This is a genomic window from Polyangium fumosum, from assembly GCF_005144585.1.
In the GTDB taxonomy this organism is placed as follows: Bacteria; Myxococcota_A; Polyangia; order Polyangiales; family Polyangiaceae; genus Polyangium; species Polyangium fumosum.
Genome location: NZ_SSMQ01000044.1, coordinates 26,081 through 51,867 on the forward strand (window position 1 = coordinate 26,081; position 25,787 = coordinate 51,867).

Sequence of the window (25,787 nt, forward strand, 5' to 3'; positions counted from 1 at the left end):
TTGCCATGTCCATGCGCTCTCTTCTTCCGCCCCGGCGTAGCTTCGCCGGCCGGGCCGGTCTTGCCGCGTTGCTCGGCGCCGCGGCCCTCGCCGCCTTCCCCGCCGGGACGGCCCTCGCCGCCCCCAAACTCCGAAAACAGTTCGACGGCCACGGCGATTTTCGGCTGATCGGCAATACCCTCGGGCACGAGTGCGGCAACGTCGGGATCGCGCCCCTCGTCGGCGACGTGGTCTGCGACGGAAGCGGCGACGGCGCTCCCGATATCCACTGGCGCGCGGACGCGCGCGCCCCCGGCACGGCCTCCGCCTCCGAGAGCATCACCGTCGCCGACCAGCGCTCGACCGCCGCGCTCACCCTGCCGGCCGGCGCGACGGTGACCTACGCACGCCTCTACTGGGGCGCGCGCTGGGACAACAATGGCATGGCCGACACGAGCGTGACGCTCGAGCGCCCCGGCGTGTTCTCGCAGCCGCTCACCGCGGACGAGAGCTTCGTGAGCACGAACGTCTCGGGCGGCGTGACCGAGTATTTTTACCAGTCGACCGTGGACGTAACCGCGCTCGTGGCGGCCCAAGGCCCAGGCGCGTACCGGCTCTCCGGCGTCGACTCGATCAGCTTCGTCGACCTCGTGCAAGACCGGCTCTTCGCCGGGTGGTGGCTCGTCGTGTTTTACGAGCTGCCCTCAGAGAAAGGGCGCCACCTCGCGCTGCACGACGGCTTCGATCGGATCGGCGTCACGCCGCAGACGCTCGCGCTCTCGGGCTTCACCGTGCCGGGCGCAGCGATCGACGGCAAGCTCGCGGTCATCGCCTACGAGGGCGACGTGGCGAGCTCCGCTGGCCAGAACGACTACCTGCGCTTCGGCGAGGGCGCGCTCACCGCCGCGAACGACATCATCGACGCGCAGAACCCCGCGGGGAACTTCTTCAACGCCTCGCGATCGTGGCTCGGCGCGGCCGTCTCGACGGACGGCGATCTGCCGAAGCTGACGGGCGGCCCCGGCAGCATGAGCGGGATCGATCTCGACGTGGTCGACATCTCCACGAAGATCACGCCCGGCCAGAAGACCGCGAACGTGCAGGTCGGCAATGCTTCGGGCGCAAACGATGTTTTCTGGATCGGCGGGTTCGTCTCGTCGATCGCCACGCTCTTGCCCGATTTCTCGACCTCGACGAAGACCGCGTCGGACGCGAACGCCGGCAAGCTCGTCGTCGGCGACGAGCTCGAATACTCGATCGCCGTCACGAACAGCGGCGACGACACCTCGATCCACACGCGCCTCGACGACACGTTGCCCCTCGGCGTCTCGTTCGTCCCCGGCTCGCTTCAAATCGTGCAAGGCGCGAACGCCGGCCCGAAGACGGAACAAGCGGGCGATGATCAAGGCGAGTACACGGCCGCGACGCGCACGGTCACGGTGCGGCTCGGCGCGGGCGCGAACGCGAGCATGGGCGGCGAGATGGCCCCCGGCGAGACGGCGCTCGTGCGCTTCCGCGTGAAGATCGAGCCGAACGCGCCCGCGAGCATCTCGAACCAGGCGACGATCAGCGGCGAGGGCAAGCAAGGCGCGCCGTCCACGTCCTTCCCGACCGACGGGAACGGCGTGTCGCCGGGCAACCCGCCGACGGTCGTCGTGATCGAGGAGTGCACGACGAACGCCGATTGCGGCGGCGCGACGCCGATCTGCGACACGACAGGTGATCCGAACACGTGCGTGGGCTGCATCGAGGACAGCCAGTGCCCCGGCGACAAACCCGTCTGCGACACGACGCAGAAAGAGTGCGTCTGCGTGAGCTCGGGCATGGAGACGTGCGACGGGAAGGACAACGACTGCGACGGGAGCGTCGATGAAGGTTGCAACGACACCGATGGCGACGGGCTGCCCGACGACGTCGAGGTGGTCATCGGTACGGATCCGAACGACCCCGACACCGACAACGACGGCGTGCCCGATGGGCAAGAGCCGCTGCCGGGCGACGATACCGACGGCGACGGGCTCAACAACGCGAACGATCCGGACAGCGACGGCGACGGGATCTTCGACGGCACGGAGATGGGCTACGACTGCAGCAGCCCCGGGACGGACCCCGCCGCCGGCAACTGCGTGCCCGACGCGGACATGGGCGCGACGACGACGGATCCGCTCAACCCCGACACGGACAACGGCGGTATCCGCGACGGCGAGGAGGACAAGGACAAGGACGGCGCCGTGGATCCGGGTGAAGGTGACCCGAACGATCCGAGCGACGATACGGTCAGCTCGGGCTCCGGCGGCATGGGCGGCGCAGGAGGCTCCGGCGGAAGCGGCGGCGCAGGTGGTGCCGGCGGCGCGGGCGGAATGGGCGGCGCAGGTGGCGCAGGTGGCTCCGGCGGAAGCGGCGGACAAGGCGGAGCCGCTGGCAGCGGCGGAGAAGCGCCTCCGAGCGGCTTCGTGATCACGGGCGGCGCGTGCGCGACCAGCAAGGCGCCGTCGTCGACGGACCCCCTCGCCTGGGCCCTCGGCCTCGCCGGCGCGGCGCTCGCGCTGCGGAGGCGTCGGAGCCGCTGACCTGCTGAAACCGGCCTCCCCCTCCCCTCGCCATCCATGGAGAGGGGGGAAGCTCCACGACGTCCCGTCTCGGCGGATCGTGGCGATCCCACCACACGTGAAATGGGCTTCGCGTCGTACACGCGAGCTTCCGCGGCGTCACGATCGCAGCGGAAACGCAGCGCCCTGGCCCTACGCCCGCGTCGTTTTGATGGATGACCCCAAGGGTCTCACGATGCACAATGTCGGACCGAGCGTGGCAGTAGCTCGTGCTCGATTTCCACGCACATGGAACAAGCTCCACACATGACGTCTCCGTCGCGGCTCGTTCTGCGCTTCATCTCGGGGAAGTACCAGGGTGGCGAGATCCCGCTGCAGGACGCGCAGGAGCTCGTCGTCGGACGCGCGAGCGACGCGGGCATCGTCCTCGTCGAGGAGATGGTCTCGCGCAGGCACGCGCGCTTCCTGCTCTCCAACACGGATCTCACCATCGAGGATCTCGGGTCGACGAACGGTACGTTCGTGAACGGCGAGAAGATCCAGAAAAGCGCGCTCAAGGAAGGCGACCGCGTGCTCATCGGCACGAGCATCCTCAAGGTGGTCTCGGCCGAGACCGCCGCCGCCTCGCGTCGCAAGATGGAGCCGCCGCGCCCCTCCGTGGCGCCCCGCGGCCCCGCGCGCTCGATGTCCGGCGCGATCGAGGAGATCCCGCTGCCCGACCTCCTGCAGCTCCTCGGCACGTCGAAGAAGAGCGGCGTCCTCGTGATCACGTCGGACGACGACGTCGGAAAGATCTTCCTGCACCGAGGCATCGTCACGTACGCGGAGATCAACGAGGACGACGTGCCGCCGCTGAAGTCCGCGATCCGCATCCTCGCGTGGACGCGCGGGACGTTCGACTTCGACCCGCCCGAGGACCGCACGCTCCCGGTAACGATCAACCTGTCCGTGCAGGAGCTCCTGATGGAGGGCCTGCGGCAGATCGACGAGCTCAACGCGCTCCGGCACAAGCTGCCGGATCTCGACACGCGTCTCCTCGTGCCGCACCCGCTCGGGCCCGCGCTGCGTGACCTCTCGCCGACGGAGATCGAGGTCTTCCAGCTCGCGTACAACCACGGGCACCTCGCCCTCGTGCTGAACAAGAGCCAGGCGACGGATCTCGACACGACGCAGGCCGTCATCAAGCTGATCAACGCTGGGTACCTGCGGAAGGGCTGAGCGCCCAGACAAACGCGCGCTCGGACGAACCTGCCGAGCGGCCAAGAAAAAGGCCACGGGAGCGAATCCCGTGGCCTTTTTTGATCAAGCCCGCTCACCCCCGGCCCCTCTCCCGCGGGGAGAGGGGTGGGGGGAGGTCGCTCGGATCAGTCGTAGATGCCCTTCATCGTCGGGTCCGCGAGGCCGTACGCCGCGAGGGCCTGACGAATGAAGTACGGCACCGAGACGTACCGCGAGAGCTTGACGCAAGCGCGGTTCGCCGTGCAGGTGCAGCCGGTGTTGTCGTTGGACGTGCAACGGTCGGCCGACGACTGGATCGTCGAGTCGAACTTGACGAGCGGCGCGCCGTAGTTCGGCGACGTCGTGTCACTGTTGATGCGCGCCTTGTACCAGTCGACCGTGCCGTCGTTGTTGGCGTCGACCTCGTCGACCACGTACCCCTGCTGGAGCAGATCGTTCGCGTACTGGAGGACGCGCGCCGAGATGCCCTTCTGGACGGTCTTCTCGTACTTCGTGCCCGCGTAGAGAACCTCGGTGCCGAAGGTCTTGGCGACGTACACCTTGCCCATCGGATCGTGGAACTCGATGCGGTTGCCGAACTCGGGATCGCCGTCCACGCCCTGCTCCCACAGGCGGAGCATGTTGATCCACCACTGCTGCTGGTTCTCGGGCAGGTAGTTCATCGTCCAGGCGATGAGGAACTTCTGCTGCTCCCAGCCGATCTGGCCGTCGATGGGCATGAGCGTGTCGACATTGACCGCCTCGCCCTCGAAGACCTGCGGATCCCAGCCGACCGCAGAGCAGACCGTCGACCCCTCGCCGGGGAAGCAGACCTGCGGGCCCTCCGCCGGCCACCAGCTCGTCCAGCCGAGCGGCGTCGTCGGGAACTTCTGCGCGTCGGTGATGGGCGTGTTGTTGTTCGCCTTGACCCACGCGCCCTTGAGCATGTCGTCGCCGGTCAGGTTGTTGCCCAGCCACCGGCGATAGCCCTCGGGGAACACGTCCGCGAGCGAGACCGCGCGGTAACGAGCGTCGAGGAAGTCCTGGCGCGAGGCGCTGATGAAGTTGTCGACCGACTCGGTCATCAGCATCGCAGCGTACGCCTTGTCGTAATACGACCCGGCGTTCTGCGTGTACTCGGAGTCGTAGTCATTGCCCTTGTCGTCCGCGAGGGCGTTCTCGAGCGGCCTGCCGCCGATGCCGATCGCCGCGGGACCCGCGGGGCTGTTGTCCGAGCGATAACCCGTCGCGCCGTTCGGCACGGCGAGGACCGTGGGACCCGGCTGCGAGTAGATGTCGTCCGTCGAGCGGAGGACGAGGTCGTTCGCGACCTTGTGGTGGTTGCCGTACTGCGGGCGAGCGACCTGGCGCGCGAAGTGATCGAACGCGAGGCCCGAGGCCAGGATGTTGTCCTGGTAGAACTGCTTCGCGATCGAGGGCCACTCCGAGTTGAAGTCGAAGCCGGACTCGAGCGCGAAGTCACGGTAGATGTTCACGAGCAGGCCGAGGCCCTTGGCCGCGTCGCGCATCTTCGTGTTGTACCGCTCGAGCGTACGGTTCGCCGCGCCGCGGACGCTGAAGCTCTGCCGGTTGCGGCGGTAGTTGTCGAAGATGTGCCCAACTTCCTGCTGCGTGATGAAGAAGTTGAAGAGCTCGTAGACGTCGGCGCCGTTGTCGTGACGGTAGACGGCGACGTTGCCGAGGTCGGCCCAGCGGTCCGTGGCGAAGCCGTACGGAACACGCGTGCGCTTCGCCGGATCGACGGAGCTGAAGCGACGGCTGAAGTCCACGCCGTTGTCGCGCATCGACTGCCACGGCATGTAGTCGACCTTGCGCGTCTTGCACTTGGAGTACTCGCCGTTGACCTTGACGATCAGGCCGTCGAGCAGCGGGTCCCACTTGCCGAGGCGCGCCTCGTCCCAGTCGGCCGGCTTCAAGCGCTGAACCTGCTCCTCGGTGAGCGAGGTGCAGCTATTCGCGTCGAGCATCTTCCACGTCCGCTGGAGCTGGGAGTAGTGGATGTTCGCGCTGCCGTTCGACGTGTACTGGTAGCCGATGATGCCGCCGAAGCCGTCCATCTTGTCGAGGGTGGCGCGGCCGAGCGGTTTGTCGGCGTTCATGTCCGTGTCGGCATGCACCGCGACCGTCTGGCCGTAGAACATTCGCGCCGCGGCGAAGTCGTACGCGGAGAGGCCGATGAAGTCCTGCGTGACCTCACCGCCGTACTCCATGATCGACTGGTGCATGAACATGGTGAGGAGCTGATCACGCTCGTTCGCCGTGACCTGGTCGAAGTAACGCGCCCCGACGCAGTTCTCGCTGTCGGCCTCGCTCTTGAGGTCGTTGCACGCCGCCGTGACCTTGCCGTTCTTCGTGCGGAGCTGCCAGTACTGCGGGCGGAAGCCCCAGGCGTCCGACGAGCTCACGAAGTTGTGGCGGAGGCCGATGGAGTGACCCATCTCGTGCGCCATGACCGAGTAGTGCGCCTTCTGCGCGATCCAGTGGCGGATCGCCTCGGCGCGATCGAGCTGGTCCTGCTTCGTGTTCGCCATCGGGTCCGCGAACGTGCCGTACGGCGCGCCCGTGCGGGGGTTGACGGCGTCCTTGAACTTCGCCTGGATCGCCTTGTCGAGCGAGGTGAGGCCGACCGGCGAGGGGAAGGTCGCCTGCATGATGCACATGCCGCGCTCAGCGAGGGCGATCTCCTTCATGCGCGCGATGTCACGCTGCACCTGCGGATGATTGCCGCGCAGAGGCGAGGCGAAGTTCATCACGGCATCGTTCAGCGGCAGCTTGTCCGTGCCGGCGAGCTGCTGCATCGCCTTCGTCGTGAGCTCCGCCTCCATCGGCGAGCCCGCCGCGCGCCTGCGACGCGCCTCGTACACCGGGCGGTTGGCCGAGGGCGCGAGCGCGTCGGCGCGCACGTCCCGGACCATCTGCTTGACCTTATCGAGCGCCTCGGCGAACTCGGGCTTCGTGACGATCGCGCCCTCGCCGCTCTCGACGGCCTTCATCTTGTCGGGCATGACGCCCGCCGCGCCGAGCACGCGACGCGAGAGGTCCGCCTGCGTCATCTGCGGGAGCACGCCCGTGCCGCCCGCCGCCTCGCTGGCGACCGCCCAGTCCTTGACGTACGTGCCCTCGGTGACCTGGTCGGTCGAGAGCTCGCCGTTCAGGTACCGCATCTGATCGACGAGGCCCTGGCTGAAGAGGTCGGTGACGTGCGACCAGACGTTCGCGCTCGCAGCGATCTTTTCGCCCGTGAGCGGGTCGTCGGAGTCGACCATGATGCCCCACGGCGAGGGCGTCTGCGGCGTCGGGATGACGTTGATCTGGTGGTAGCGCAGGTCGCCCATGCGCACCGTGCGCCCCGCCGGGCCGCAGGCCGCATCGTCGGTCTCGAGGACCGGGCTGTGGCAGAGCATGATCATCTGCGGCATCTTCGCGACCGCGATCACGCCCGGATCGATGCCGCGCTCGTTGCCGAGCTGATCCGCGATCGCCTCGCAGTTGCGGCCGTCGTTCGTCTTGCCGGCGCGGCAGGCGTCGACTTCGTGGGCGAGCTGGATCAGATCCCAGTTGTCGTCCATCTGGCCGCGGTACATCGGGAACTGGCCGTCGCACGCCCCGGGATCACCGCCCGTCGCCTTGCACTCGGCGTTGCGCGAGGACATGACCGCCGCGCGCATCGCGACGTCCCACTCGTGCGTCGCCCAGTCCGTGGGCTCGAAGTAATCCGCGTCGGACTCCTTCGTGTAGTACCAGGGCTGCGGGACCTCCTTGCGCAGGCGGTACGGCAGGGTGCAGCGCTGCTTGAACTCGTCGCAACGCGAGCCCGCCACGCCCGTCCGCTGCGTGACCTCTTCGCACTCGTCCTCGGTGCCATTGGCGTCCGCGTCGCGGTGCGGGTCGTCGCCCGAGAGCGTCTTTTCGGGGACGAAGCACTTCACCTCGCCCGTCATCTTCTCGGGATCGGCGTAGTAGTGGCTGCGCTCCCAGATGTTGTAGCGCGCGGCGAAGCGGTACCACTTGTCGTCGCTCATGCCGTAGTTGCGGGCGTAGCCCGAACGATCGACGGTGAACGCGCCGTACGCGGTGAAGCGCTTGCCGTCCCAGTTGACCGGCTCGTAGTCGCGATCGACCACGCGGCGGAAGGACTGGCGAACCGTGAGCTCGACGGGGTTGCAGGTGCCGGAGGGCGCCGAACCGCCGAAGAAGTCGTTGTCGAGGTAGCAGGCCGGGAACTTGTCGATGCCCCAGCCGAGGTGGCTGAGGTCGATCATCTTGGGCTTCGCGAACGCCTTGTTCGTGACGTCGAAGTAGCCCGTCTCGGGATCGAAGTGCGGCGCGTCAGCATCGTTCGGATCGCTGACGTAGTAGTCCATCGGCTCGTAATCGACGCCGCCGTAGACGCCGAGCATCGACAGCGTGTCGAAGTCGTACGAGTCGGTGTTCAGGTTCCGGCTCCAGTCGACGCGGAAGTACTCGCGGTCGTACCAGGGCCTGTCCGAGCCGTTCTCGACGAGGACGTTGAGCTCTTCGCCCGTCGTCGGGTTGTACTCGTAACGAATGTCGAAGTGCGACTGGATGGGGTACGCGACCACGATCACGCCCTGATCCGTCGAGGGACCGACGCCCTTCTTGCCGTCGGAATCCTGGATGCGCTCGTAGCTCAAGCGCCCGATCAGGAGGTCCTCCGTGATCTGCCACTTCAAGCGCGCGACGGGCTGCGCGTACGTGGACGTGAACAAGCCGTCCTGCGCCGCGCCGTAGCCGACGTCGACCACCGTGCCCTGGGTCCAGAACTCGGGGTTGTCCGCGTCGCTGTGCAAGTCGTCACCGACGAAGAACGACTTCGCCAGCGCGTTCGCCTGCACGCGGTTGATGGGGTCTCGCTCCTCGGCGCACCCGAGCGCCCCACCAGCGAGGAGCCCGAGGGTGGCCACGAAGGCGACCCGTAACCTCATCCATCTCATCGAAGGTCCTCCTTGCACTGCCGATCCGAAGCCCGCAGAAGCCCACGCGAGCGGGTACGTACCCGGTCTGCGGGACTGAAAGCACGTTTGATGCCACAACGAATTTCCGGACGTTTTCAAGCACTTGCTTGTTGAAGCACGGGGCCTCGCCCGGATCCCCGTTAAAGCTCTGACACGACGATCGCTAACTCTCGCCCTCCCCCCGCCCCCCGAGGCGCGTGTGACGCGACATCCGCAACTCGACCGCACGCGCATGCGCGTCGAGGCCCTCGGCACGCGCGAAGTTCGCGATGTGGGGCCCATGACGGAGCAGCGCGGGCGTCGCGTACTGAATGATGCTCGCCCGCACGACGAAGTCGTAGACGCCGAGCGGAGAGCCGAAACGCGCAGCCCCGCCCGTCGGAAGGACGTGCGAGGGGCCCGCGAGGTAGTCGCCCGCCGCGACGGGCGTCATGCCGCCGAGCAGCGCCGCGCCTCCGCCCTCGACGGCGTCGAAGAGCGCCTCGGGATCGGCGACGTGATACGCGACGTGCTCGCCCGCGACGAGCGAGGCGATCTCCGCGAGGCGCGCGAGGGTCGGGACGACGAGCGCGACGCCACGCGTGCGCATCGCTTCGCCCGCGATGGAGTCGCGCGAGAGGGCCGCGAGCTGAGGCCCGAGCTCGGCGACGACGGCCTCCGCGAGCGCGCGGGACGTCGTGACGAGGACACACCACGCAGCCTCGTCGTGCTCGGCCTGCGAGAGGAGATCGGCGGCGACGATGGAAGGATCGGCCGTGTCGTCGGCGAGCGCGACGATCTCGCTCGGCCCCGCGATGCCGTCGATGTCGACGTCGCCGTAGACGAGCTTCTTCGCGCAAGCGACGTAGATGTTTCCAGGTCCAACGATCTTGTCGACGCGCGGCAAGCTCGCCGTGCCGTACGCGAGCGCAGCGATGGCCTGCGCGCCGCCCGCGTCGAGGATGCTCGTGACGCCCGCGAGATGCGCCGCCGCGAGGAGGCGATCGTCAGGCGCGGGCGTGGCGAGGACGATGTCACGCACGCCAGCCACACGCGCGGGGATCGCCGACATGAGCACGCTCGACGGATACCGAGCCTTGCCGCCGGGCGCATACACGCCGACGCGCGCGAGCGGACGCACGCGCATGCCGAGCACGACGCCATCCTCCTCGTACCGGAAGCCGGTCTCGCGCTGGTGCTCGTGGTAGCGGCGGATCCGATCGGCCGCGAACTCGAGCGCGGCGCGGAGATCCGGATCGAGGCGCGCGAGCGCGGCGGCGCCGTCGAACGCACGGATCACGAGGGGATCGGGGCGGCGACGTTCGAAGCGCTCGACGTAGCGGAAGACCGCTTCGTCGCCCTCCGCGCGGACAGCCGACACGATCGCGCGGACGTCTTGCTCGACGGCGCCGAGATCGTCGGCGCCCCGCGCCACGAGGCGGCCGAGGCTCGCAGCGAACGTCTCGGTTCCGTCGATGTGAATCGGAATCATGCGACAGCGGGCGCGCTGCGACGCAAAGGCATCGCAGCGGAAGCTCGTGCCGTACCACGTTCCTTTTTCGGCACATAGGCCCGATCGGGGCCTACGCCCGCGGCTTTTTCACCGGACGGAGGGGACGTTCCCGGAAGAACGACCCCTCGTGGGCACCCAGGACAACGTCCTGCGTGATGTTCTACGTCCAGTGACCCGCGCGCAGCGCCGCCGAATCGATCGTCTTGATCTTCGGCGCGAGCGCCTCGCGGAAGATCGCCTCGTCCTCGTCGTCGAGCACGCCGCTCCCGAAGCCGGTCGCGACCTCCATGCTCGTCGCGAGGATCCGCAAGAACTGCTGGAAGCTCGACGCGCAGAGCACGGGCTTGATCGTGTCGGTGCCGAGCATGCACGTGAAGATGGGGCAGTCGCCCTCGGCGTCGAGCTTGCTCGTGTCGAGGAAGTAGGGATCACCGAGCAGCGCGCTGCGGCCGATGACGACCCAGTTCTTGCGCCAGTTCGGGATCTCGGCCGCGGGCTTGCCCCCGAGCGTCTGCTCATCCGCGAGCTTGTGCGACGGGAAGAGCCGCACGCGCTCGACAGGAGTCACGGTCTCGACGTCCGTCGGATCGGCGGCCGTGACGAAGGCGCGATACCGCGCAGGGATCCGGAACGTCTTGCGTAGCTCATCGATCGCCGCTGGATCCGCCTTGCCGAAGCTCACCGGGATCCCCCGCTTGGCGAAGATGTCTTTGAGCGCCGCAACCGATTCGGCCAGGTCGCTGTCCACCGAACCTATCCTCCGTCTCGCGGGTGTCGCACACGTCCGAACGCCTGGAAAGAGACTTCCAGCCACGTCCTCCGTGCCGAACCCTTCCGCCGGGATCACCGGCGCGCGTAGGAATACCCCGCAGGGGGCCAGGTAGTGTAACAGAAAAATAATGGTCGACACCGCCTACGCCGAGAGCCGGTACCGGGCCCCCGAGATCCCCCACCGCTACGGGCCCGGGGTCCATCTGATCGACGACCCGTTCGCCTGGACCCTTTTGACCCGCGCTTGCTCGCCGGACACGGGCCAGCCGGACATGGGACGCCTGGTCCGCATGCTCTACGAAGGGCTCGCCCGCATCGTGCTGGCGACGGAGTTCCCCCGCGCCCGCGTGGACGTCCCTACCCGCATGGCCGTCTCCCACCCCGAGGCCGTCTACCGAGGCACCGCGCTCTCCAGGACCGCCAAGGCCGTGACCGTGGGCATCGCGCGGGCCGGGACGATGCCCTCGCAGGTGGTCTTCGACCTGATGAACGAGGTGCTCGACCCGAACCTCGTACGGCAAGATCACCTGTTCATGAGCCGGCAAACGAACGCCCAGGGCGAGGTCATCGGCGCGACGTGGCACGACGCGAAAATCGGCCGTGACGTGGGCGAGCGGTACGTGCTGTTCCCCGATCCGATGGGCGCGACGGGCTCGTCGATGGTCAGCGCGGTCTCGTATTACAAGAACTCGCTGGAAGGGACGCCGGCGAAGCTCATCGCGATGCACCTGATCGTGACGCCCGAGTACATCCGGCGCGTGCACGCGGCGCACCCGGATCTCGTGGTGTACGCCTACCGGCTCGATCGAGGGCTGTCGCCGCCGGCGGTGCTGCGATCGGAGCCCGGTGCCCACGAGGAAGAGCGCGGGCTCAACGAGGTGCAGTACATCGTCCCCGGCGCAGGCGGCGTGGGCGAGATCCTGAACAACGCCTGGGTTTGAAGCTGGAGCGCGTGACCGAGGGCGCGATCTAACGTCGCGTCCTCGGGTTGTGCGCGGCAACCATCGCGCGGTAGTCGAGCGCCTTCTCCGCGCGTGAGACGGGCGGGCGCAGGTCGGGGAGCATGTGCTCGAGGCTCTGCACCATGGCGCCGAGCTCGCTCGCGGACGCGGCGCGGCCCTGCGTGAGCTCGCGGTACGCCTCGGCGATCGCCGGGATGCCGCGCCCCGAGACGTGGCCACGGCGCGAGAGATCGAGGTAGCTCCGGCCGAGCGCGGCGCCGTCGAAGTTGTGGGACGCGACGAGGTCTTGGGCGACGCGCAGGACCGCGCGATCCGGGATGCGGCCGTCCTCGTGCAGAACGAAGGCCGCCTGCAGGTAGTTGTAGAACGGGACGACGCGCGGGCCATAGAGGCGGAAGTCCGAGGGGGACGACTGCCGATCGAGGTGGATCAAGATGCGCTCGACGACGGGGCCCTTCTCGACGTACCCGGCGAAGCGGACCGCGTCGAGGATCGTGTCCTCGTACGCGCCGCCCGCGCGCATGATGTCGACGAGCTCGTCGGGCTTGACCTTGCCTTCGCACACGTCGGCGTAGATCGAGTAGACGAAGGCGTCGGCCTCGGCGTCATCGCCGAGCAAGACCTCGCGCACGAGCTCGCCGTTGGCATCGCGCATGGAGCCGAGCTCGCAACGACGACGAAGGAGCGCAGGCAGCTTGTAGCCGAGCTGGCCACGCAGCGCGCGGAAGCGCAGGCGCAGGATGTTTTGCAGGTTCGGCTTGAGCGTGAGCGAAGCCCAGCGCGCGCCGTCGAGGCGGAGCTTCTGCTCGATGCGCGAGCGGAGCTGCTCGGGGCTGCCGGAGAGGATGTGGATCTCCACGCCCGCGCGGCCGAGCTCGCGGAGCAGCGCCGCGGCGCCGGGGACGGTGCGCTTTTGATCGGGCCGCTCGATCGCGGTGCGGACGAGATCGCGCACCGTGTCGAAGTCCGTGCGCAGGTAGGTCTTGTCGAGGTCCCAGCGCGCGACGAAGGGAAGAGACGCGCCGCGCGGGGCGGAGCTTCCGGGCGCGGGGCCCTCGGGGACCACGCGTCGCTCGTTCACCCCGCGTTCCAGTCGGCGCGCATGCGCTCGAGGGAGGCCATGAGATCACTCGAGCCGTAGGACCGCGCGAGGTCGAGCGCCTGGTGCTGGAAGGTGAGCGCCTCCTTCGCGCGCCCCCGTTCGTGCGCGACGAAGGCGAGCGCCGCGAGCAGGCGCGCGCGCTCGATGCCTCCTGCAGCGAGATCGAGGGCCTCGCGCAGGACACCGTCGGCGTCGGTGAGCGCGGAGGCGCGAGCGAGCGCCTCGCCGAGCTTGCGGCTGAAGATGATCACAGCCTTCTCGGGCTCGTCGAGCTCGCCGCGGAAGAGCTCGCGGCGCGCGAGGTCGAGGCCACGGCGGAGCGCGAGGATGGCGCCCGCGCGATCGCCGCGCTCGCCGGCGCGATCGGCGACCTGCTCGAGGAGCATGAGCGCCTCGAACGTGTCCTGCGCGTGATAGGCGTGGAGCGCGCGGACCTCGAGCGGGAGCGGGAGCGGCTCGCCGTCACGACCTTCGAGCGCGCGCGCGTGAAGGTCACGACGGACGGCGACGGGCGTCGTGGCGAGCGCGATCTCGCGCAGGAGCGGGTGCGCCGCGCGGAAGCCGCCGAGCTCCTGCTCGATCGTGCCCGAAGCGCGGAGGACGGCGAGCAGCGTGCCGGTGTTGCGATCCGAGGGCAGGAGCCGCTCGATGTCCTCCATCTGCGCGTCGTCGCCGAGGACGGAGACGGCCTGGAGGACGCGGCGCGCCTCGGGCGGGAGGCGCTCGATGCGCTGGGCCACGAGGTCGCCGAGGCGCGCGGGCGGGTTCGTTCCGCCTTCGGAGGAGAAGCGCAGGACTTGATCGAGGTAGAGCGGCGAGATCGATCGCCCGCCGCCCTGGCCGAGGGTCGCGGCGAGCGGCTGGCTCACCATCTGCGAGACGAGGTCGAGCGGGAGACCTTCGAGCACACGCGTGGCGCCGGCCCAGCCCGGATCGAAGCCGGGCAGGTGCGTCGAGACGACGAGCAGCGGGTGGATCGGCGGCTCGACGACGACGTCGGCGAAGGCGTTGCGGCTGGCGCCGTCGACGGCGTGCAGGTCGTCGATCGCGAGCAGGACGAGGCGCCCCTCGTTGCTCTCGTGCGCGCGCATGATGGCCCAGCGGAGGGCCTCGGCTGCGGTGAAGCGCCGATCGTCCGGCAACACGATCCCCGCCGGGGGCTTCGACCACATGTTCACGCTCGGCTGCGGCGCGGTGCGGTCCTGCTTGCCGAAGATGGCCATGAGCCCGGCGCGCGCCTCGGGGGTCGCACCGCGCCACTCGTGGGGCTCTCCGCCGCCAGGCGGCAGCGACGCGAGCGCCACGATCGACTCGCGCAGCACGTAATAACCGACGTCAGCGCCCCACGGATCGGGGCGCGTGAGCACGACGAAGTCGCCGGCCACGGAGGCGAGGTGGATGAACTCCTGGAGCAGGCGCGTCTTGCCCGTGCCGCCTTCGCCGACGATGCGCGCCGTCGCGAGCGTGCGATCGACGTCGAAGCGGAAGCTGTCGAGCCACTCGAGATCTCGCTCGCGGCCGACGAACGGCAGCGGCAGCTCGGGCAGACTCGACAGACGCACACGCGGCGGCGGTCCCGCAGAGACGGGGGCGATGCGCCGGGGTTGGCTCAGGGGTGCCTCCCGCGAGATCCGCGCGCCGCACTCGCCGCAGAACTTCTGGTTGCGCGGCGCGATCGTACCGCACGAACCGCAGGCCACGCCGGGCTCGTCGACCGAGGGCGGCGGCGCTCCGCGATCGAGCATCACCGCGGCGGAGCGGAGCGCGATCGTGAACTCGTCGGCCGTCTGGTAGCGGCGGCTAACTTCCTTCTCCATCGCGCGCAGCGTCACGTCGACGAGCGCCAGCGGGATGTTGCGCGCCGGCGCGACGTCGAGCGGGTTCGGCGGGGGCACCGTGAGGTGCATCAGCACGACCTGCGTCGGCGACTCGGACTCGAACGGCAGCCGGCCCGTGAGGAGCTGGAAGAGCAGCACGCCGCACGTGTAGAGGTCGCTGCGGCCGTCGATCGGATCCCCGCGCCCCTGCTCGGGCGACATGTAGTCGGGGGTGCCGCAGACGATGCCGGGGCTCGTGATGTGCGTGCTCGGCACCTCGCGCATCTTGGCGAGGCCGAAGTCGACGACCTTCACGAAGTCGCCGCCCGTGCGCATCGGCTCGAGCACCACGTTCTCGGGCTTCAGATCGCGGTGGATGATCCCGAGGTGGTGCGCTTCGGCGAGCCCCGCGAGCACCTGGCACATGATCTCGACGATGCGACGGAACGGGAGCGGCCCCTCTTCGTAATCGACCCGCGCGAGATCACGGCCGCGCAGGAACTCCATCACGAGGTAGAGCTGGTTTCCGCTCTTCCCGAAGTCGAAGACGCTGACGATGTTCGGGTGATTCAGCCGGCTCGCCGCGCGCGCCTCGGTGATGAAACGGACCGACGCGCTCTCGTCGCCGAGCAGGTGCGGGTGGATGATCTTGACGGCGACCGTGCGGCCGAGCGCCTTCTGCTCGGCGCGATAGACCCGGCCCATGCCCCCCACGCCGATGAGCTCGAGGATGACGTAGCCGCCGGGCAACGTCGTCCCGAGCAACGGATCGTCGGCGCGTGTCTGCAGCTCCGAGATCGGAAAGCCACACACATGGCAAAAGCGGTGTGCCGGATCGCACGCGGTGGCGCACTGAGGGCAAAGGACATCCGACACGCGCCGCAAGGTACCACGGTCGGGGCCGAGATTGGGCCGGTTCTGTCAAGCGAACGCGGCCCCCCAACAACTGGTAGGTCCGCGCTGCGATAGGATAACCTGCGGGCCGATGCCAACGCCGCGCCTCCGTCTCGGTCAGCTCCTCGTCGATGCAGGGCTGCTCTCGCAGCAAGACCTCGACGAGGTCCTCGCGCTCCAGAAAACCGACGGGCGACGCCTCGGCACGTTGCTGGTGGAGCGAGGTCACATCAACGAGACCCAGCTCACACAGATCCTCTCGCATCAACTGAGCGTCCCCTGGGTCTCGCTGCTGCACATCGAGTTCTCGCGGCAGCTCTTGAACCTCGTGCCGCACCACGTGGCCGAGCGTTTCTGCGTGGTGCCGATCTACGTCCGCCACGTCCGCGGGCAGGGCCAGACGCTCTACGTCGCGATGGACGATCCCTCGAACGAGGAAGGCCTGCGCGCGTGCGGCGAGCACTCGGGGCTGCCGGTGAAGGCGATGATCGCGCCGCCGAGCGACATCCGGAACGCGATCCGCGTCTACTACGACGTGCAGGTCAGCGCGTCCGCCCAGCCGCCCGCGCACCTGCCGTCCAACGAGCTCCCGCCGCTCGCCGAGCGCGACACGACGCCCGACGGCACGAGGCCCGAGGCCGCGCCGGAGACGAGCCTCGCCATCGCGGAGACGCCCGCTGCGCCGTTCGTGGCGCCGGTGGAAGGACCGGCGGTCGAGGTCGCGGAGATCACGGTGAGTTCGTTGGAGCTCCCAGGATCGGATCCCGAGCAGTCTCCGCCGAAGCCGCAGCCGATCGCGGCGCGCAGCGCGCCGAAGACACCACCGCCGCCGACCACGCAGGACGCCGTCGCGCTCACCGAGGCGCTCGCGCCCGCTCCCGCGCGGGGCAAGATGCCCTCGGCGCCCGACGTGCCGCCGCCGCCGACGCTGCCGGATCCGGGCGCGCAGTCACCGCAGCTCGAAGAGGTCGCCGCGAAGACGCGCGTGTCGATCGTGGAGGCGCGGCCGTTGCCGCCGCCGTCGGAGCGGCTGCGTCGGGTGCTCGAAATCACGGACGATCCGCAGCCGCCGACGCTGGACGAGGGCGCCCTGCCGCCGAGTTCGCAGCCCGTGGACACGATCCCGGAGCCGCGGGGCCGCGCGCCGCGCATGATCGCGCTCACGCTGCTCGACGGCACGACGATCTCACTGCCCGCGCCGCGCAAGCAGAAGCAACGCGTGCCGACGCTCGCGCAGCCGACCGGCGGGCCGCCGGAGGAAGAGCTTCCGCCGTCGACGCTGGGGGCCGAGGACGACCGCGCCGGGCTCACGGCGCGTGATCTCGTGGCGGCGCTGCGCGCGGTCTGTCACGGCGCGGATGCGAAGGAGATCCTGGGACCAAACCTGCGCTGGGAGGCCATCGCGGCCGCGCTCCTGTCGGTGCTCTTGCGCAAGGGGCTCGTCGCCGACTGGGAGTTCGTCGACGAGCTCAAGAAGATCTGATCGGAGCTAGCCGCTCTCGCCCTGCCGGAGGACGCCGGCGCGGACGAGGTCGTCGATCTCCGCGTCGGAGAAGCCGGCCTCGCGGAAGATCACGCGCGTGTGCTCGCCCGAGCGCGGGGGCGGTGCGAAGGCGACGTCGCGCGGCGTGACGGGCAGCCGGACCTGCGGGATGTCTCCGCGCGGGCTCGGGATGTCGAAGAAGAGCTCGCGTGCCTTCATGAGCGGATCGTCGCGGAGCTCGTTCGGAAGCACCACCGGTTCGAGGCAGCAGTCGTGGCTCGCCCCGATCGCGATCCACTCGTCGCGCGTCTTCTGGGCGAAGGCGTCGCGCACCGTCGCCTTGATCTCGGCCTGGTGCGGCCCCGGCAGGAGCGCCTCCATGCGCGGCTCGATCCCGGCCGCGGTGCAGAACGAGATCCAGAACTTCGGCTCCAGCGCGCCGAGCGCGAAGGGGTGGCCGTCCTTCGAGACGTACGTGCCGTAGGGCGCGATGCCGCCGACGAGCGTGTCGCCGCCACGCGGGCGCGTCTCGCCCGCGAGCGCGGCGCCGAGCGTGGCCGTGGCGAAGCCGAGGATGCCGTCGGTCATCGAGATGTCGAGCACGCGCCCCTCGCCCGTTCGATCCCGCTCGGCGAGCGCGGCGAGGATCGCGATGACCGACCACATGCCTCCGCTCACGTCGGCGAGCTGAAAGCCGGGCGGCTGCGGCGGGCCGTCCTCGGGGCCTTGCGAGCCGAGCAGACCGCCGCGCGCGAGGTAGTCGATGTCGTGGCCCGCGCGGTGCTTGAGCGGCCCCTCTTGGCCGTAGCCCGTGAGCGCGCAGATGACGAGCTTCGGGAATTTTCGGCGCAGCACGTCATGCCCGAGGCCGAGGCGATCGAGGACGCCGGGGCGGAACTGCTCGAAGAGCACGTCGTACGAGCCGACGAGCCGCTCGAACACCGCGCGCCCCTCGGGCCGCTTCAGGTCGAGCAGGGCGCTGCGCTTTCCGCGGTTCAAGAGCTGGAACGCCGCGGACTCTCCGGCGACCGCGGGCGGCATGTGCCGGAGGTAATCCCCGCCGGCGAGGTCCTCGATCTTGTCGACGGTCGCGCCGAGATCGGCGAGCACGAGCGTCGCGAAGGGGCCGGGCAAGAGCCGCGAGAGGTCCAGGATCCGTTTGCCGACGAGGGGGCGCATGCGCGTTTCCTTTGTATACAAAAAGAAATGACGGCGGATGAACGAAGGCCGGCGGCCCTCGGACGAATCCGAGCACGCGCCGGCCTTTTTTCGGGATCGGGATCGATCAGAGCTCGAAGAGCTTGTTCAGCTTCATCGCGAGCATCTGGTTGCCCTCGAACTTCAGCTTGCCGGCGAAGTAGAGCTGCATGCCGTTCGCCTGCGGGTTCTCCATGAGCTTGGGGAAGTCGGCCGCCGCGATCTTGATCGTGACGTCGGCGCCGCCGGGGTTCCCCGCCTCGGCCTTCGGGGCCGTCAGGTCGAAGAACCACTCGCCGCCGCCGTCGCCGCTGACGATGAACTGGTACTTGCCGCCGATCGCCTTTGCCCCCGCGGGGTTCTTGGCGATCTTCTCGGGGACTTCTTCGTTGAAGAGCTTCTGGATGTCGACGGCCATGGTGCCTCCGGGCAGCGATGCGCCGACGTCCTCGTCGGCGCGTTCCTAGCGTCGGCCGGGTGTAGCCGCGAGCGACGGGCCGCGTCAAGCGGCGGCGAGGACAATGGTTTGGCGGCAAAATTGCGCTTCGATTACGCGCGCGCCCGAGACGGCTGCTGCGAGGCGCGCGGCGCCCTGTCGAGCGCGGAGCGCACGGGCAAGACGAAGAGCCGATCGATGGCGACCCGCGCGTCGCGGGGCGGCGGATCCTCGGGCGGGGCTTGCATCAAGCGCAAATCCCGCAGGAGGCTGCGATCGAGATCGCTCTCCTCGCCGAACTCGTAAGGCAGGATCGAGGGCAACAGCGCCACGAGCACGGCCTCGCTCCCGCCCTGCCGGATCGACGTGCCCTGATACACGGCGACGGCCTGGCCGAAGGCCTCCTGGAAGACGAAGGGGCGCCATTCGAGGGGCGCGTTGAGGTCGAAGCGACGCTCACCCACCACAAGCTCCCGACCGTCGAGCGTGAGCGGCGCGCCCCGCGCGTCCGAGAGGACGAGGCGCTCGATGCACGAGGGATCGAGCTCTTCGACGGCGAACACGAGCGCCGCGAAGTCGGAGGGCAAGAGCTCGAGCGGCGCGCCGTCGGGGCCGAGGGCTTCGAGCGCGGCGTCGTCGCCAACTGCGGTGAACGCGCGATCGAAGAGCCCTCCGAGCGCGCGGCGCGCCGTGCCTTCGAACGTCGATCCTACGTAAAAGAGGCCTTCCGGCGAGCTCCACACGGCGACCATCCGATCCCGCTTGGCGCTGGTCACGAGCGTCATGCCGAAGGGCTCGCCGAGGGGCACGACGTTCTGCGGTGGCCCGCTCTCCGGCTGAAAGAAGAGCCCGTGTCCGTCGACGCAGATGCCACGGGGCGCGGCCTTGTCGCTCGAACGCCGCCGCGATCCGCGCACGAAAAGCACGATCGCCGCCGTCACCAGCACGAGCGGCACGGCCACGCGGACGACGACATTCTGCACGACCGCGAGCACGACGAGCGCGACGAGCACGAGCGGCAAGGCTCCGTCCCGGGAGGCAGCCTTCGTCGCGCCTGCGCCGGGGGTGACCGCCGAGAACAGACGCGCGCCTTTTCCAGGTCCGCCCGTCCATCCGTCCGCGAGGTGCGCCGCGGGCATGCCGCGCGTGCGTGGCGCGACCTCCCGCGGGGACACGCGCGTCCTCGTCGTATCCCTCGGGCTCGCGGCTCCGTTGCGATTGCGCTCGCTTGCCATCGAACCTCCCGGCGGCAGGCGCGTCGCCCCTCGCAGAGCGTAGCACCCCGGTTGCCGTACGGGAGGGGGTTCGCGCAGCGCAACCCTCGATGCAAGCTCGCACTCTTTCCAGGACGGAGGGAGCTTTCCCGGCTCGGCCCGCCCCAGGCCTTCCACCGTGGAAACCGAGCGACCGACGCTTTGCGTCAGAGTCGCGCAGCGCGCAAACGGAGCGCGTTCGTGATGACGGAGACGCTGCTCAGGCTCATGGCGGCACTCGCGATCATCGGGCTCAAGAGGAGGCCGAAGAACGGATAGAGCACACCGGCCGCGAGCGGGACGCCGAGGCCGTTGTAGACGAAGGCGAAGAAGAGGTTCTGGCGGATGTTCCGCATCGTCGCCCGCGAGAGGCGCCGCGCCCGCACGATGCCGCGCAGATCGCCGCGCACGAGTGTGATGCCTGCGCTCTCCATCGCGACGTCGGTGCCCGTGCCCATCGCGATGCCCACGGCGGCGCGCGCGAGGGCCGGCGCGTCGTTGACGCCGTCGCCGGCCATGGCCACGACCTTGCCGCTCTTCGTGAGGCGCTCGACGACGGCGCTCTTTTGATCGGGCAGGACCTCGGCTTCGATCTCGGGGATGCCGAGCTCACGCGCGACGGCCTCGGCCGTCGTGCGGCTGTCGCCCGTGAGCATGACGATCGAGAGGCCCTCTTCACGCAGCGCAGAGAGCGCCTCTTTGGCCGAGCTCTTAATCGGATCGGCCACGCCCACGAGGCCAAGGACTCGCCCGCCGCGCGTGACGAACACCACGGTTTGTCCACGTGCGCGGAGCGCCTCGGCGCGCGAGAGGGCCTCGGCGCTCTCGATCGAGAGCTCTTCGAGCAGGCGGGCATTTCCGAGCGCGGCCGGCTCGCCCTCGACGACGCCCGTCACGCCGCGACCCGTGAGGGATCGGAAGCTCGTGACGGCGGCGAGCGCGACGCCTCGTTCCTTCGCGGCCGCGAGGATCGCCGAGGCGAGCGGGTGCTCGCTGCCGCGCTCGAGGCTCGCCGCGACGCGGAGCACGGCCCTTTCGTCCGCGCCGTCGAGCGGCCCGATCGAGGCCACGGCGGGTTTGCCCTCGGTGAGCGTGCCCGTCTTGTCCACGACGAGCGTGTCCACGCGCTCCAGCGCTTCGAGCGCCTCTGCGTTCTTGACGAGCACGCCCGCCGACGCGCCGCGCCCCGTGCCCACCATGATCGACATTGGCGTCGCGAGGCCGAGCGCGCAGGGGCAAGCGATGATGAGCACCGCGACCGCGTTGAGCAGCGCGTACGCGAGGCGCGGCTCCGGGCCGACGAGCGCCCATACCACGAACGTGAGCACGGCCGTGAGCACGACGGCCGGGACGAACCACGCGCTCACGACGTCGGCGAGACGCTGGATCGGCGCGCGCGTGCGCTGCGCCTCGCCGACCATCCGCACGATCTGCGCGAGCAGCGTCCCCTGCCCCACGCGCTCGGCGCGCATCACGAAGCCGCCTGCGCCGTTCACGGTCCCGCCCGTCACGCGATCACCGACGTCTTTCTCCACCGGGATCGGCTCGCCCGTGACCATCGACTCATCCACGGAGCTCCGGCCTTCGAGCACGGCGCCGTCGACAGGAACACGCTCACCCGGCCGCACGCGGAGCCGATCCCCCACGGCGACGCTCTCGATCGGCACGTCTTCCTCGACGCCGTCCCGCAGCCGCCGCGCGGTCTTCGGCGCGAGCCCGAGCAGCGCGCGGATCGCGCCCGAGGTGCGGCTCCGCGCGCGGAGCTCGAGCACCTGACCGACGAGGACGAGCGTCACGATCACCGCCGCGGCCTCGAAGTAAACGGGCACCTCGCCGCCATGCACGCGGAACGACGCGGGGAACATCGAAGGCGCGATCGTGGCCGCGACGCTGTAGACGTAGGCTGTCCCCGTCCCGATCGCGATCAGCGTGAACATGTTGAAGCGCCGGGTCACGAGCGACGTAAAGCCGCGCTCAAAGAACGGCCACCCTCCCCACAGGACCACGGGCGTCGCGAGCGCGAGCTCGATCCACCGTTGCTGCGGCAGCACGTGTGCCCACCGCCACCCCGGCATCAGCATCGGCGCCATCACGAGCAAGAGCAGCGGTAGCGAGAGCGCGGCCGAGATCCAGAGACGCCGCGTCATGCTCTCGAGCTCGGGGTTCGGCGGCTCCTCGGCGGTCAGGATCGCCATCGGTTCGAGCGCCATGCCGCAAATCGGGCAGGATCCTGGTTTGTCCTGCCGGACCTCGGGATCCATCGGGCAGGTGTAGATCGTGGCCACGGGGAGCCCGGCGACCGGCGCCGGGGCCGCTTCCGCGACCTTCGCCGCGGGCGCCGGAGGCGCCTCGACCTTCGGCGCGAGGTATTTCTCCGGGTCCGCCGCGAACCTCTCCCGGCACCGCGGGTTACAAAACCAGTACGTCGTGCCTGCGTGCTCGTGCTGGCCGCCCTTGGCCGCCCCGGGCGTCACCATCATTCCGCACACCGGATCCTTCACCTTGGCCGGTGCTTGCTCGCTCACCCGGTGCTCCATGTTCTCCCCGGCGGGGTTTGCAAACAAAAAACCTTTCCCTTTGGATCTTCCTGGGTAAACTCCCCGCCCCCCGACTCGCCTGGTGCTCGTTCACCCCGGTTTCTGCGCTTCGAACCGGCCTTCGCCAAGCAGGCAAAAGATGCGACGAGGGGCTCGCGGGCAGCCGCGAACACAGCCAAACGAACCCCAGAAGAAGCGCGATAGAGGCCATCGAAATGAACAAGAACCTTGGCATCCTCGGCAAGAAGGTCGGGATGACCCAGATCTTCGACGAAAAGGGCGAGGTCCTCCGCTGCACCGTGGTGCAGGCGGGCGGCATCGTGATCGGCAAGCGGACGATCGAGAAGGACGGCTACAGCGCCCTCATCGTCGGCCTCGGCGAGCGCAAAGAGAAGCACACGAAGAAGCCCTTGCTCGGCACGTACCGCAAGACGCAGCAGACGCCGAAGCGCATCGTGCGCGAGCTGCGCGTGTCGGCCGAGGACGCGGCGAAGTTCGAGGTCGGTCAGAAGATCGGCGTCGATCAGGTGTTCGAGGTCGGCCAGAAGGTCGACGCGCAGGGCACGTCGCGCGGCCGCGGCTTCACCGGCGTCGTCCGCCGCTGGAACTTCGCCGGCGCCGTCCAGACGCACGGTACGCACGAGTATCGCCGTCACGGCGGCTCGATCGGTACGAACATGACCCCCGGCCGCACCCTGCCCGGCCTCAAGATGCCCGGTCACTACGGCGCCGAGACCGTGAGCGCGCTCAACCTGCGCATCGCGAAGCTCATCCCCGAGGAGGACCTCGTCCTCATCGAGGGCGCGGTCCCGGGCTCGAAGGAGGGCATCGTCCTCATTCGTGGCGCCGTGAAGAAGAAGAACGGCGGCAAGAAGGCCTGAGCGGCCCTCTCCTCGTGAGCGCGAAGGGCAAGAACCCGTACCGGAAGCCCGACACCTTCACCAAAGCGGCGAAGGCGCAAGGGTTTCCGGCGCGGAGTGTCTTCAAGCTCGAGGAGATCGATCGCCGGGTACGTCTCCTACGACCCGGGCAGCGGGTGCTCGATTTGGGCGCCGCTCCCGGGTCGTGGTCCATGTACGCCGCGCAGAAGATCGGATCCAAAGGGCACCTGCTCGCCGTGGATCTCTCGGAGATCCGGCAAGCCTTCGGCCCCAACGTCACGGTCGTGCGAGGCGACGCGCTCTCCCTCGCCAACGACGCCCTCGCGCTCTTTGCGCCCTACGACGTGGTGCTGAGCGACATGGCGCCCGCGACGACGGGCAGCAAGGCCGCGGATCAGTGGCGGAGCTACGAGCTCTTCGATCGCGCGCTCTCCGTGGCCGAGGCGCTCGGCGCGCCGGGGAGCGCCTTCGTCGGCAAGCTGTTCATGAGCGAAGAGTTCCAGAAGGCGCGCGAGAGGCTGCGCTCGCTCTACGACGAGGTGCGCGTGATCCGGCCCGAAGGCACGCGCAGCGTGAGCTCCGAGGTCTTCCTCGTCGGGCTCGCTCGGAAACAACCATCGCCGTGAGCGTGTGGATCTTCGGCTACGGCTCGCTGCTCTGGCGGCCCGGCTTCCCTTACGTCGAGGCGAAGGCCGCGCGCGTCGCGGGTTTGTCGCGACGACTCGAACAAGGCTCGCCCGATCATCGCGGCACGCCGGAGAGGCTCGGCCGCGTGGCGACACTCGTCCCCGCGCCCAGCGCGCACGTGGGCGGCCTCGTGTACGCGCTCGCGCCTGCGGAGGCGGACGCGATCCTCGCCGCGCTCGATGAACGCGAGCAGGGCGGATACGACCGCGTCACGGTCCGCGCGGAGCTTCACGGCGCCGCGGCGAACGACGGGATCGCATCGATCGAGGCAATCACCTGGATCGCACGCCCCGGAAATCCGTGGCACCTCGGGCCTGCGCCGTTCGAGACGATGGTGGCCGACGTGCTCGAAGCGCGCGGGCCGAGCGGGACGAACGTGGAGTACGTCCTGCGCCTTTCGGAGACGCTCGTAACGCTCGGCTTCGAGGACGATCACGTCTCCTCGCTGGCCGACGCGGTGCGCGCCGCGCTCGCGAATCCCCCGCGTTACTCGACGCGCACGTAACCCGACGAGATCAGCTTGAGGAGCGTGCGGCCCGTGTCGAGGTCGCTCGTGGTGCTCTTGTCCATGACCACGTGCATCTCGGCGTGGTTCCACACGGCCTGCAGCACGTCGAGTTCCACCGGCGAGAGATCGCGGATGAGCGGCTTCAGCGGGAGCGCGACCGAGAGCTGCGCGTTTTTCCCGGGCAGCTTGTGCTTGATCGCGTTGAGCTCGTCGAGCTGACGGAGCCCTTCCATCAAGATCTCCTGCACGGACACGTCGACCGGATCCTTCGGCAGGACCTCGTCGGGCGGCTCGAAGTCGAACGTGCCGCTGCCCCACGCGAGGATGCGGTACGCGGCCTTGAGCGGCGGCAGATCGGCGCTGTCGTCGAGCGACGCGTGGATGATCGTGCCCTTCTGCAGGTGGATCTTGCCGACCTCGTCGTCGGTGCGGATCACGAGAAGCCCGGTCTTCTTCGACGTACCGAGGAGCTGCAAGAGATCGGGCAGCGGGATCTCGTCGATCGCGCCGGACATGCTGCGCGTCGGCGAGCGGCCCGAGGGCGGCTGCTCGCTGCGCTTGGGAAGGCGGATCCCGGGCGACGACCCCTCGGCGACGACGACCTTCAGGATGTTCGTGCCGATGAGGACACGATCCCCTTCCTTGAGCGTCGCGCGCTTGATGCGCTCGCCGTTGACGAAGGTGCCGTTCGTCGAGCCGAGGTCCTCGATCGTGATGGGATCGCCGCACGCGATGCGCGCGTGCTTGCGGGAGACCATGTCCTCCACGAGGACCATGTCGAGCTCGCTCGAGCGCCCGACGATGATCTCCTTCTTGTCCTCCAGGAGGAACTCTCCACCCTGGTATTTGCCGGAGATGAAGCGCAGCGCGAGTCTCCGCGGCGGCGACACCTTGGGCAGTTGGCTTTCCATGCTCGGCCGAAAGATTCGCGGAGGGCGCAGGATACGCCCGCTTCGTCCTTGAAACTTTAGGGTTTCCGACCTGTGAGGGTCAAGCGTTCCTCGCGGGATCCCCCCGCCGCCTT

At 69.1% G+C, this 25,787-nt stretch carries 17 protein-coding genes; 7 read left to right on the forward strand and 10 right to left on the reverse strand.

Annotated elements, in window-relative coordinates; translation table 11 throughout:
• The first annotated feature begins 5 nt into the window (after positions 1-5).
• On the forward strand, positions 6-2,549 hold the full coding sequence (locus E8A74_RS33155; protein WP_170229561.1) for a DUF3344 domain-containing protein: 2,544 nt from the start codon (positions 6-8) through the stop codon (positions 2,547-2,549).
• Between the two features lie 285 nt (positions 2,550-2,834).
• Entirely contained in the window at positions 2,835-3,746 is a 912-nt protein-coding gene (locus E8A74_RS33160; protein WP_136933125.1) for a DUF4388 domain-containing protein, read from the forward strand.
• Positions 3,747-3,892: 146 nt separating this feature from the next.
• On the opposite strand, the gene E8A74_RS33165 is transcribed toward E8A74_RS33160, so the two are convergent.
• The 3 genes from E8A74_RS33165 to E8A74_RS33175 all read right to left on the reverse strand — a co-directional run bounded on the left by E8A74_RS33165 (position 3,893) and on the right by E8A74_RS33175 (position 10,983).
• Positions 3,893-8,722, reverse strand: coding sequence for a zinc metalloprotease (locus tag E8A74_RS33165; protein WP_136933126.1), 4,830 nt, complete (start codon positions 8,720-8,722; stop codon positions 3,893-3,895).
• Positions 8,723-8,906: 184 nt separating this feature from the next.
• Positions 8,907-10,214, reverse strand: coding sequence for a histidinol dehydrogenase (hisD, locus tag E8A74_RS33170; RefSeq protein WP_136933127.1), 1,308 nt, complete (start codon positions 10,212-10,214; stop codon positions 8,907-8,909).
• A gap of 181 nt (positions 10,215-10,395) precedes the next feature.
• Positions 10,396-10,983 carry an SMI1/KNR4 family protein gene (locus tag E8A74_RS33175; protein ID WP_232379863.1) on the reverse strand — a complete coding sequence of 196 codons (588 nt, stop codon included), beginning with the start codon at positions 10,981-10,983 and terminating at the stop codon, positions 10,396-10,398.
• 151 nt (positions 10,984-11,134) lie between these two features.
• Here E8A74_RS33175 and E8A74_RS33180 point away from each other — a divergent pair, with 151 nt between their 5' ends.
• The gene (locus tag E8A74_RS33180; RefSeq protein ID WP_136933128.1) at positions 11,135-11,947 is read left to right on the forward strand and encodes a uracil phosphoribosyltransferase; all 813 of its coding nucleotides are present in this window, start codon (positions 11,135-11,137) and stop codon (positions 11,945-11,947) included.
• A 28-nt stretch (positions 11,948-11,975) separates the two neighbouring features.
• Here E8A74_RS33180 and E8A74_RS33185 read toward each other — a convergent pair whose 3' ends face one another.
• Both E8A74_RS33185 and E8A74_RS33190 read right to left on the reverse strand, forming a co-directional pair.
• Positions 11,976-13,049, reverse strand: a complete 1,074-nt coding sequence (locus tag E8A74_RS33185; protein WP_232379864.1) for a hypothetical protein — start codon at positions 13,047-13,049, stop codon at positions 11,976-11,978.
• Complete coding sequence (locus tag E8A74_RS33190; protein ID WP_136933129.1) at positions 13,046-15,763, reverse strand: protein kinase domain-containing protein; 2,718 nt, start codon at positions 15,761-15,763, stop codon at positions 13,046-13,048. Before E8A74_RS33190 ends, E8A74_RS33185 begins: the two co-directional genes overlap by 4 nt.
• 109 nt (positions 15,764-15,872) lie before the next feature.
• Between E8A74_RS33190 and E8A74_RS33195 the strand changes: the two genes are divergently transcribed.
• Positions 15,873-17,264, forward strand: coding sequence for a cyclic di-GMP-binding domain-containing protein, MshE-related (locus E8A74_RS33195; protein WP_136933130.1), 1,392 nt, complete (start codon positions 15,873-15,875; stop codon positions 17,262-17,264).
• Positions 17,265-17,270: 6 nt separating this feature from the next.
• Here E8A74_RS33195 and E8A74_RS33200 read toward each other — a convergent pair whose 3' ends face one another.
• From E8A74_RS33200 to E8A74_RS33215, 4 genes are all read right to left on the reverse strand, one after another.
• Entirely contained in the window at positions 17,271-18,443 is a 1,173-nt protein-coding gene (locus E8A74_RS33200) for a CaiB/BaiF CoA transferase family protein (protein ID WP_136933131.1), read from the reverse strand.
• A 106-nt stretch (positions 18,444-18,549) separates the two neighbouring features.
• The gene (locus E8A74_RS33205; RefSeq protein ID WP_136933132.1) at positions 18,550-18,879 is read right to left on the reverse strand and encodes an SCP2 sterol-binding domain-containing protein; all 330 of its coding nucleotides are present in this window, start codon (positions 18,877-18,879) and stop codon (positions 18,550-18,552) included.
• 131 nt (positions 18,880-19,010) lie between these two features.
• Positions 19,011-20,072: an IMP dehydrogenase gene (locus E8A74_RS33210; RefSeq protein WP_136933133.1), complete on the reverse strand. Its 1,062-nt coding sequence runs from the start codon at positions 20,070-20,072 to the stop codon at positions 19,011-19,013.
• Positions 20,073-20,317: 245 nt separating this feature from the next.
• Positions 20,318-22,687, reverse strand: a complete 2,370-nt coding sequence (locus E8A74_RS33215) for a heavy metal translocating P-type ATPase (RefSeq protein WP_136933134.1) — start codon at positions 22,685-22,687, stop codon at positions 20,318-20,320.
• A 215-nt stretch (positions 22,688-22,902) separates the two neighbouring features.
• On the opposite strand from E8A74_RS33215, the gene rplC reads away from it, so the two are divergent.
• The 3 genes from rplC to E8A74_RS33230 are packed head-to-tail and all read left to right on the forward strand — an operon-like array spanning position 22,903 to position 24,760.
• Complete coding sequence (gene rplC / locus E8A74_RS33220; RefSeq protein ID WP_136933135.1) at positions 22,903-23,568, forward strand: 50S ribosomal protein L3; 666 nt, start codon at positions 22,903-22,905, stop codon at positions 23,566-23,568.
• Positions 23,569-23,582: 14 nt separating this feature from the next.
• Positions 23,583-24,194, forward strand: coding sequence for an SAM-dependent methyltransferase (locus E8A74_RS33225; protein ID WP_136933136.1), 612 nt, complete (start codon positions 23,583-23,585; stop codon positions 24,192-24,194).
• The gene (locus E8A74_RS33230; RefSeq protein ID WP_170229562.1) at positions 24,191-24,760 is read left to right on the forward strand and encodes a gamma-glutamylcyclotransferase; all 570 of its coding nucleotides are present in this window, start codon (positions 24,191-24,193) and stop codon (positions 24,758-24,760) included. The genes E8A74_RS33225 and E8A74_RS33230 overlap by 4 nt, the downstream gene beginning before the upstream one ends.
• On the opposite strand, the gene E8A74_RS33235 is transcribed toward E8A74_RS33230, so the two are convergent.
• Positions 24,742-25,674 (reverse strand): DUF4388 domain-containing protein, encoded by a 933-nt coding sequence (locus tag E8A74_RS33235; protein WP_136933138.1) that lies wholly within the window; start codon positions 25,672-25,674, stop codon positions 24,742-24,744. The genes E8A74_RS33230 and E8A74_RS33235 overlap by 19 nt on opposite strands.
• Positions 25,675-25,787 lie beyond the last annotated feature (113 nt).

Excerpts from the sequence above, each read along its gene's own strand:
- E8A74_RS33155 (WP_170229561.1), top strand. The coding sequence starts at position 6 with ATGTCCATGCGCTCTCTTCTTCCGCCCCGGCGTAGCTTCGCCGGCCGG.
- E8A74_RS33160 (WP_136933125.1), top strand. The coding sequence starts at position 2,835 with ATGACGTCTCCGTCGCGGCTCGTTCTGCGCTTCATCTCGGGGAAGTAC.
- E8A74_RS33165 (WP_136933126.1), bottom strand. The coding sequence starts at position 8,722 with ATGAGATGGATGAGGTTACGGGTCGCCTTCGTGGCCACCCTCGGGCTC.
- hisD (WP_136933127.1), bottom strand. The coding sequence starts at position 10,214 with ATGATTCCGATTCACATCGACGGAACCGAGACGTTCGCTGCGAGCCTC.
- E8A74_RS33180 (WP_136933128.1), top strand. The coding sequence starts at position 11,135 with ATGGTCGACACCGCCTACGCCGAGAGCCGGTACCGGGCCCCCGAGATC.
- E8A74_RS33195 (WP_136933130.1), top strand. The coding sequence starts at position 15,873 with ATGCCAACGCCGCGCCTCCGTCTCGGTCAGCTCCTCGTCGATGCAGGG.
- E8A74_RS33200 (WP_136933131.1), bottom strand. The coding sequence starts at position 18,443 with ATGCGCCCCCTCGTCGGCAAACGGATCCTGGACCTCTCGCGGCTCTTG.
- E8A74_RS33205 (WP_136933132.1), bottom strand. The coding sequence starts at position 18,879 with ATGGCCGTCGACATCCAGAAGCTCTTCAACGAAGAAGTCCCCGAGAAG.
- E8A74_RS33215 (WP_136933134.1), bottom strand. The coding sequence starts at position 22,687 with ATGGAGCACCGGGTGAGCGAGCAAGCACCGGCCAAGGTGAAGGATCCG.
- rplC (WP_136933135.1), top strand. The coding sequence starts at position 22,903 with ATGAACAAGAACCTTGGCATCCTCGGCAAGAAGGTCGGGATGACCCAG.
- E8A74_RS33235 (WP_136933138.1), bottom strand. The coding sequence starts at position 25,674 with ATGGAAAGCCAACTGCCCAAGGTGTCGCCGCCGCGGAGACTCGCGCTG.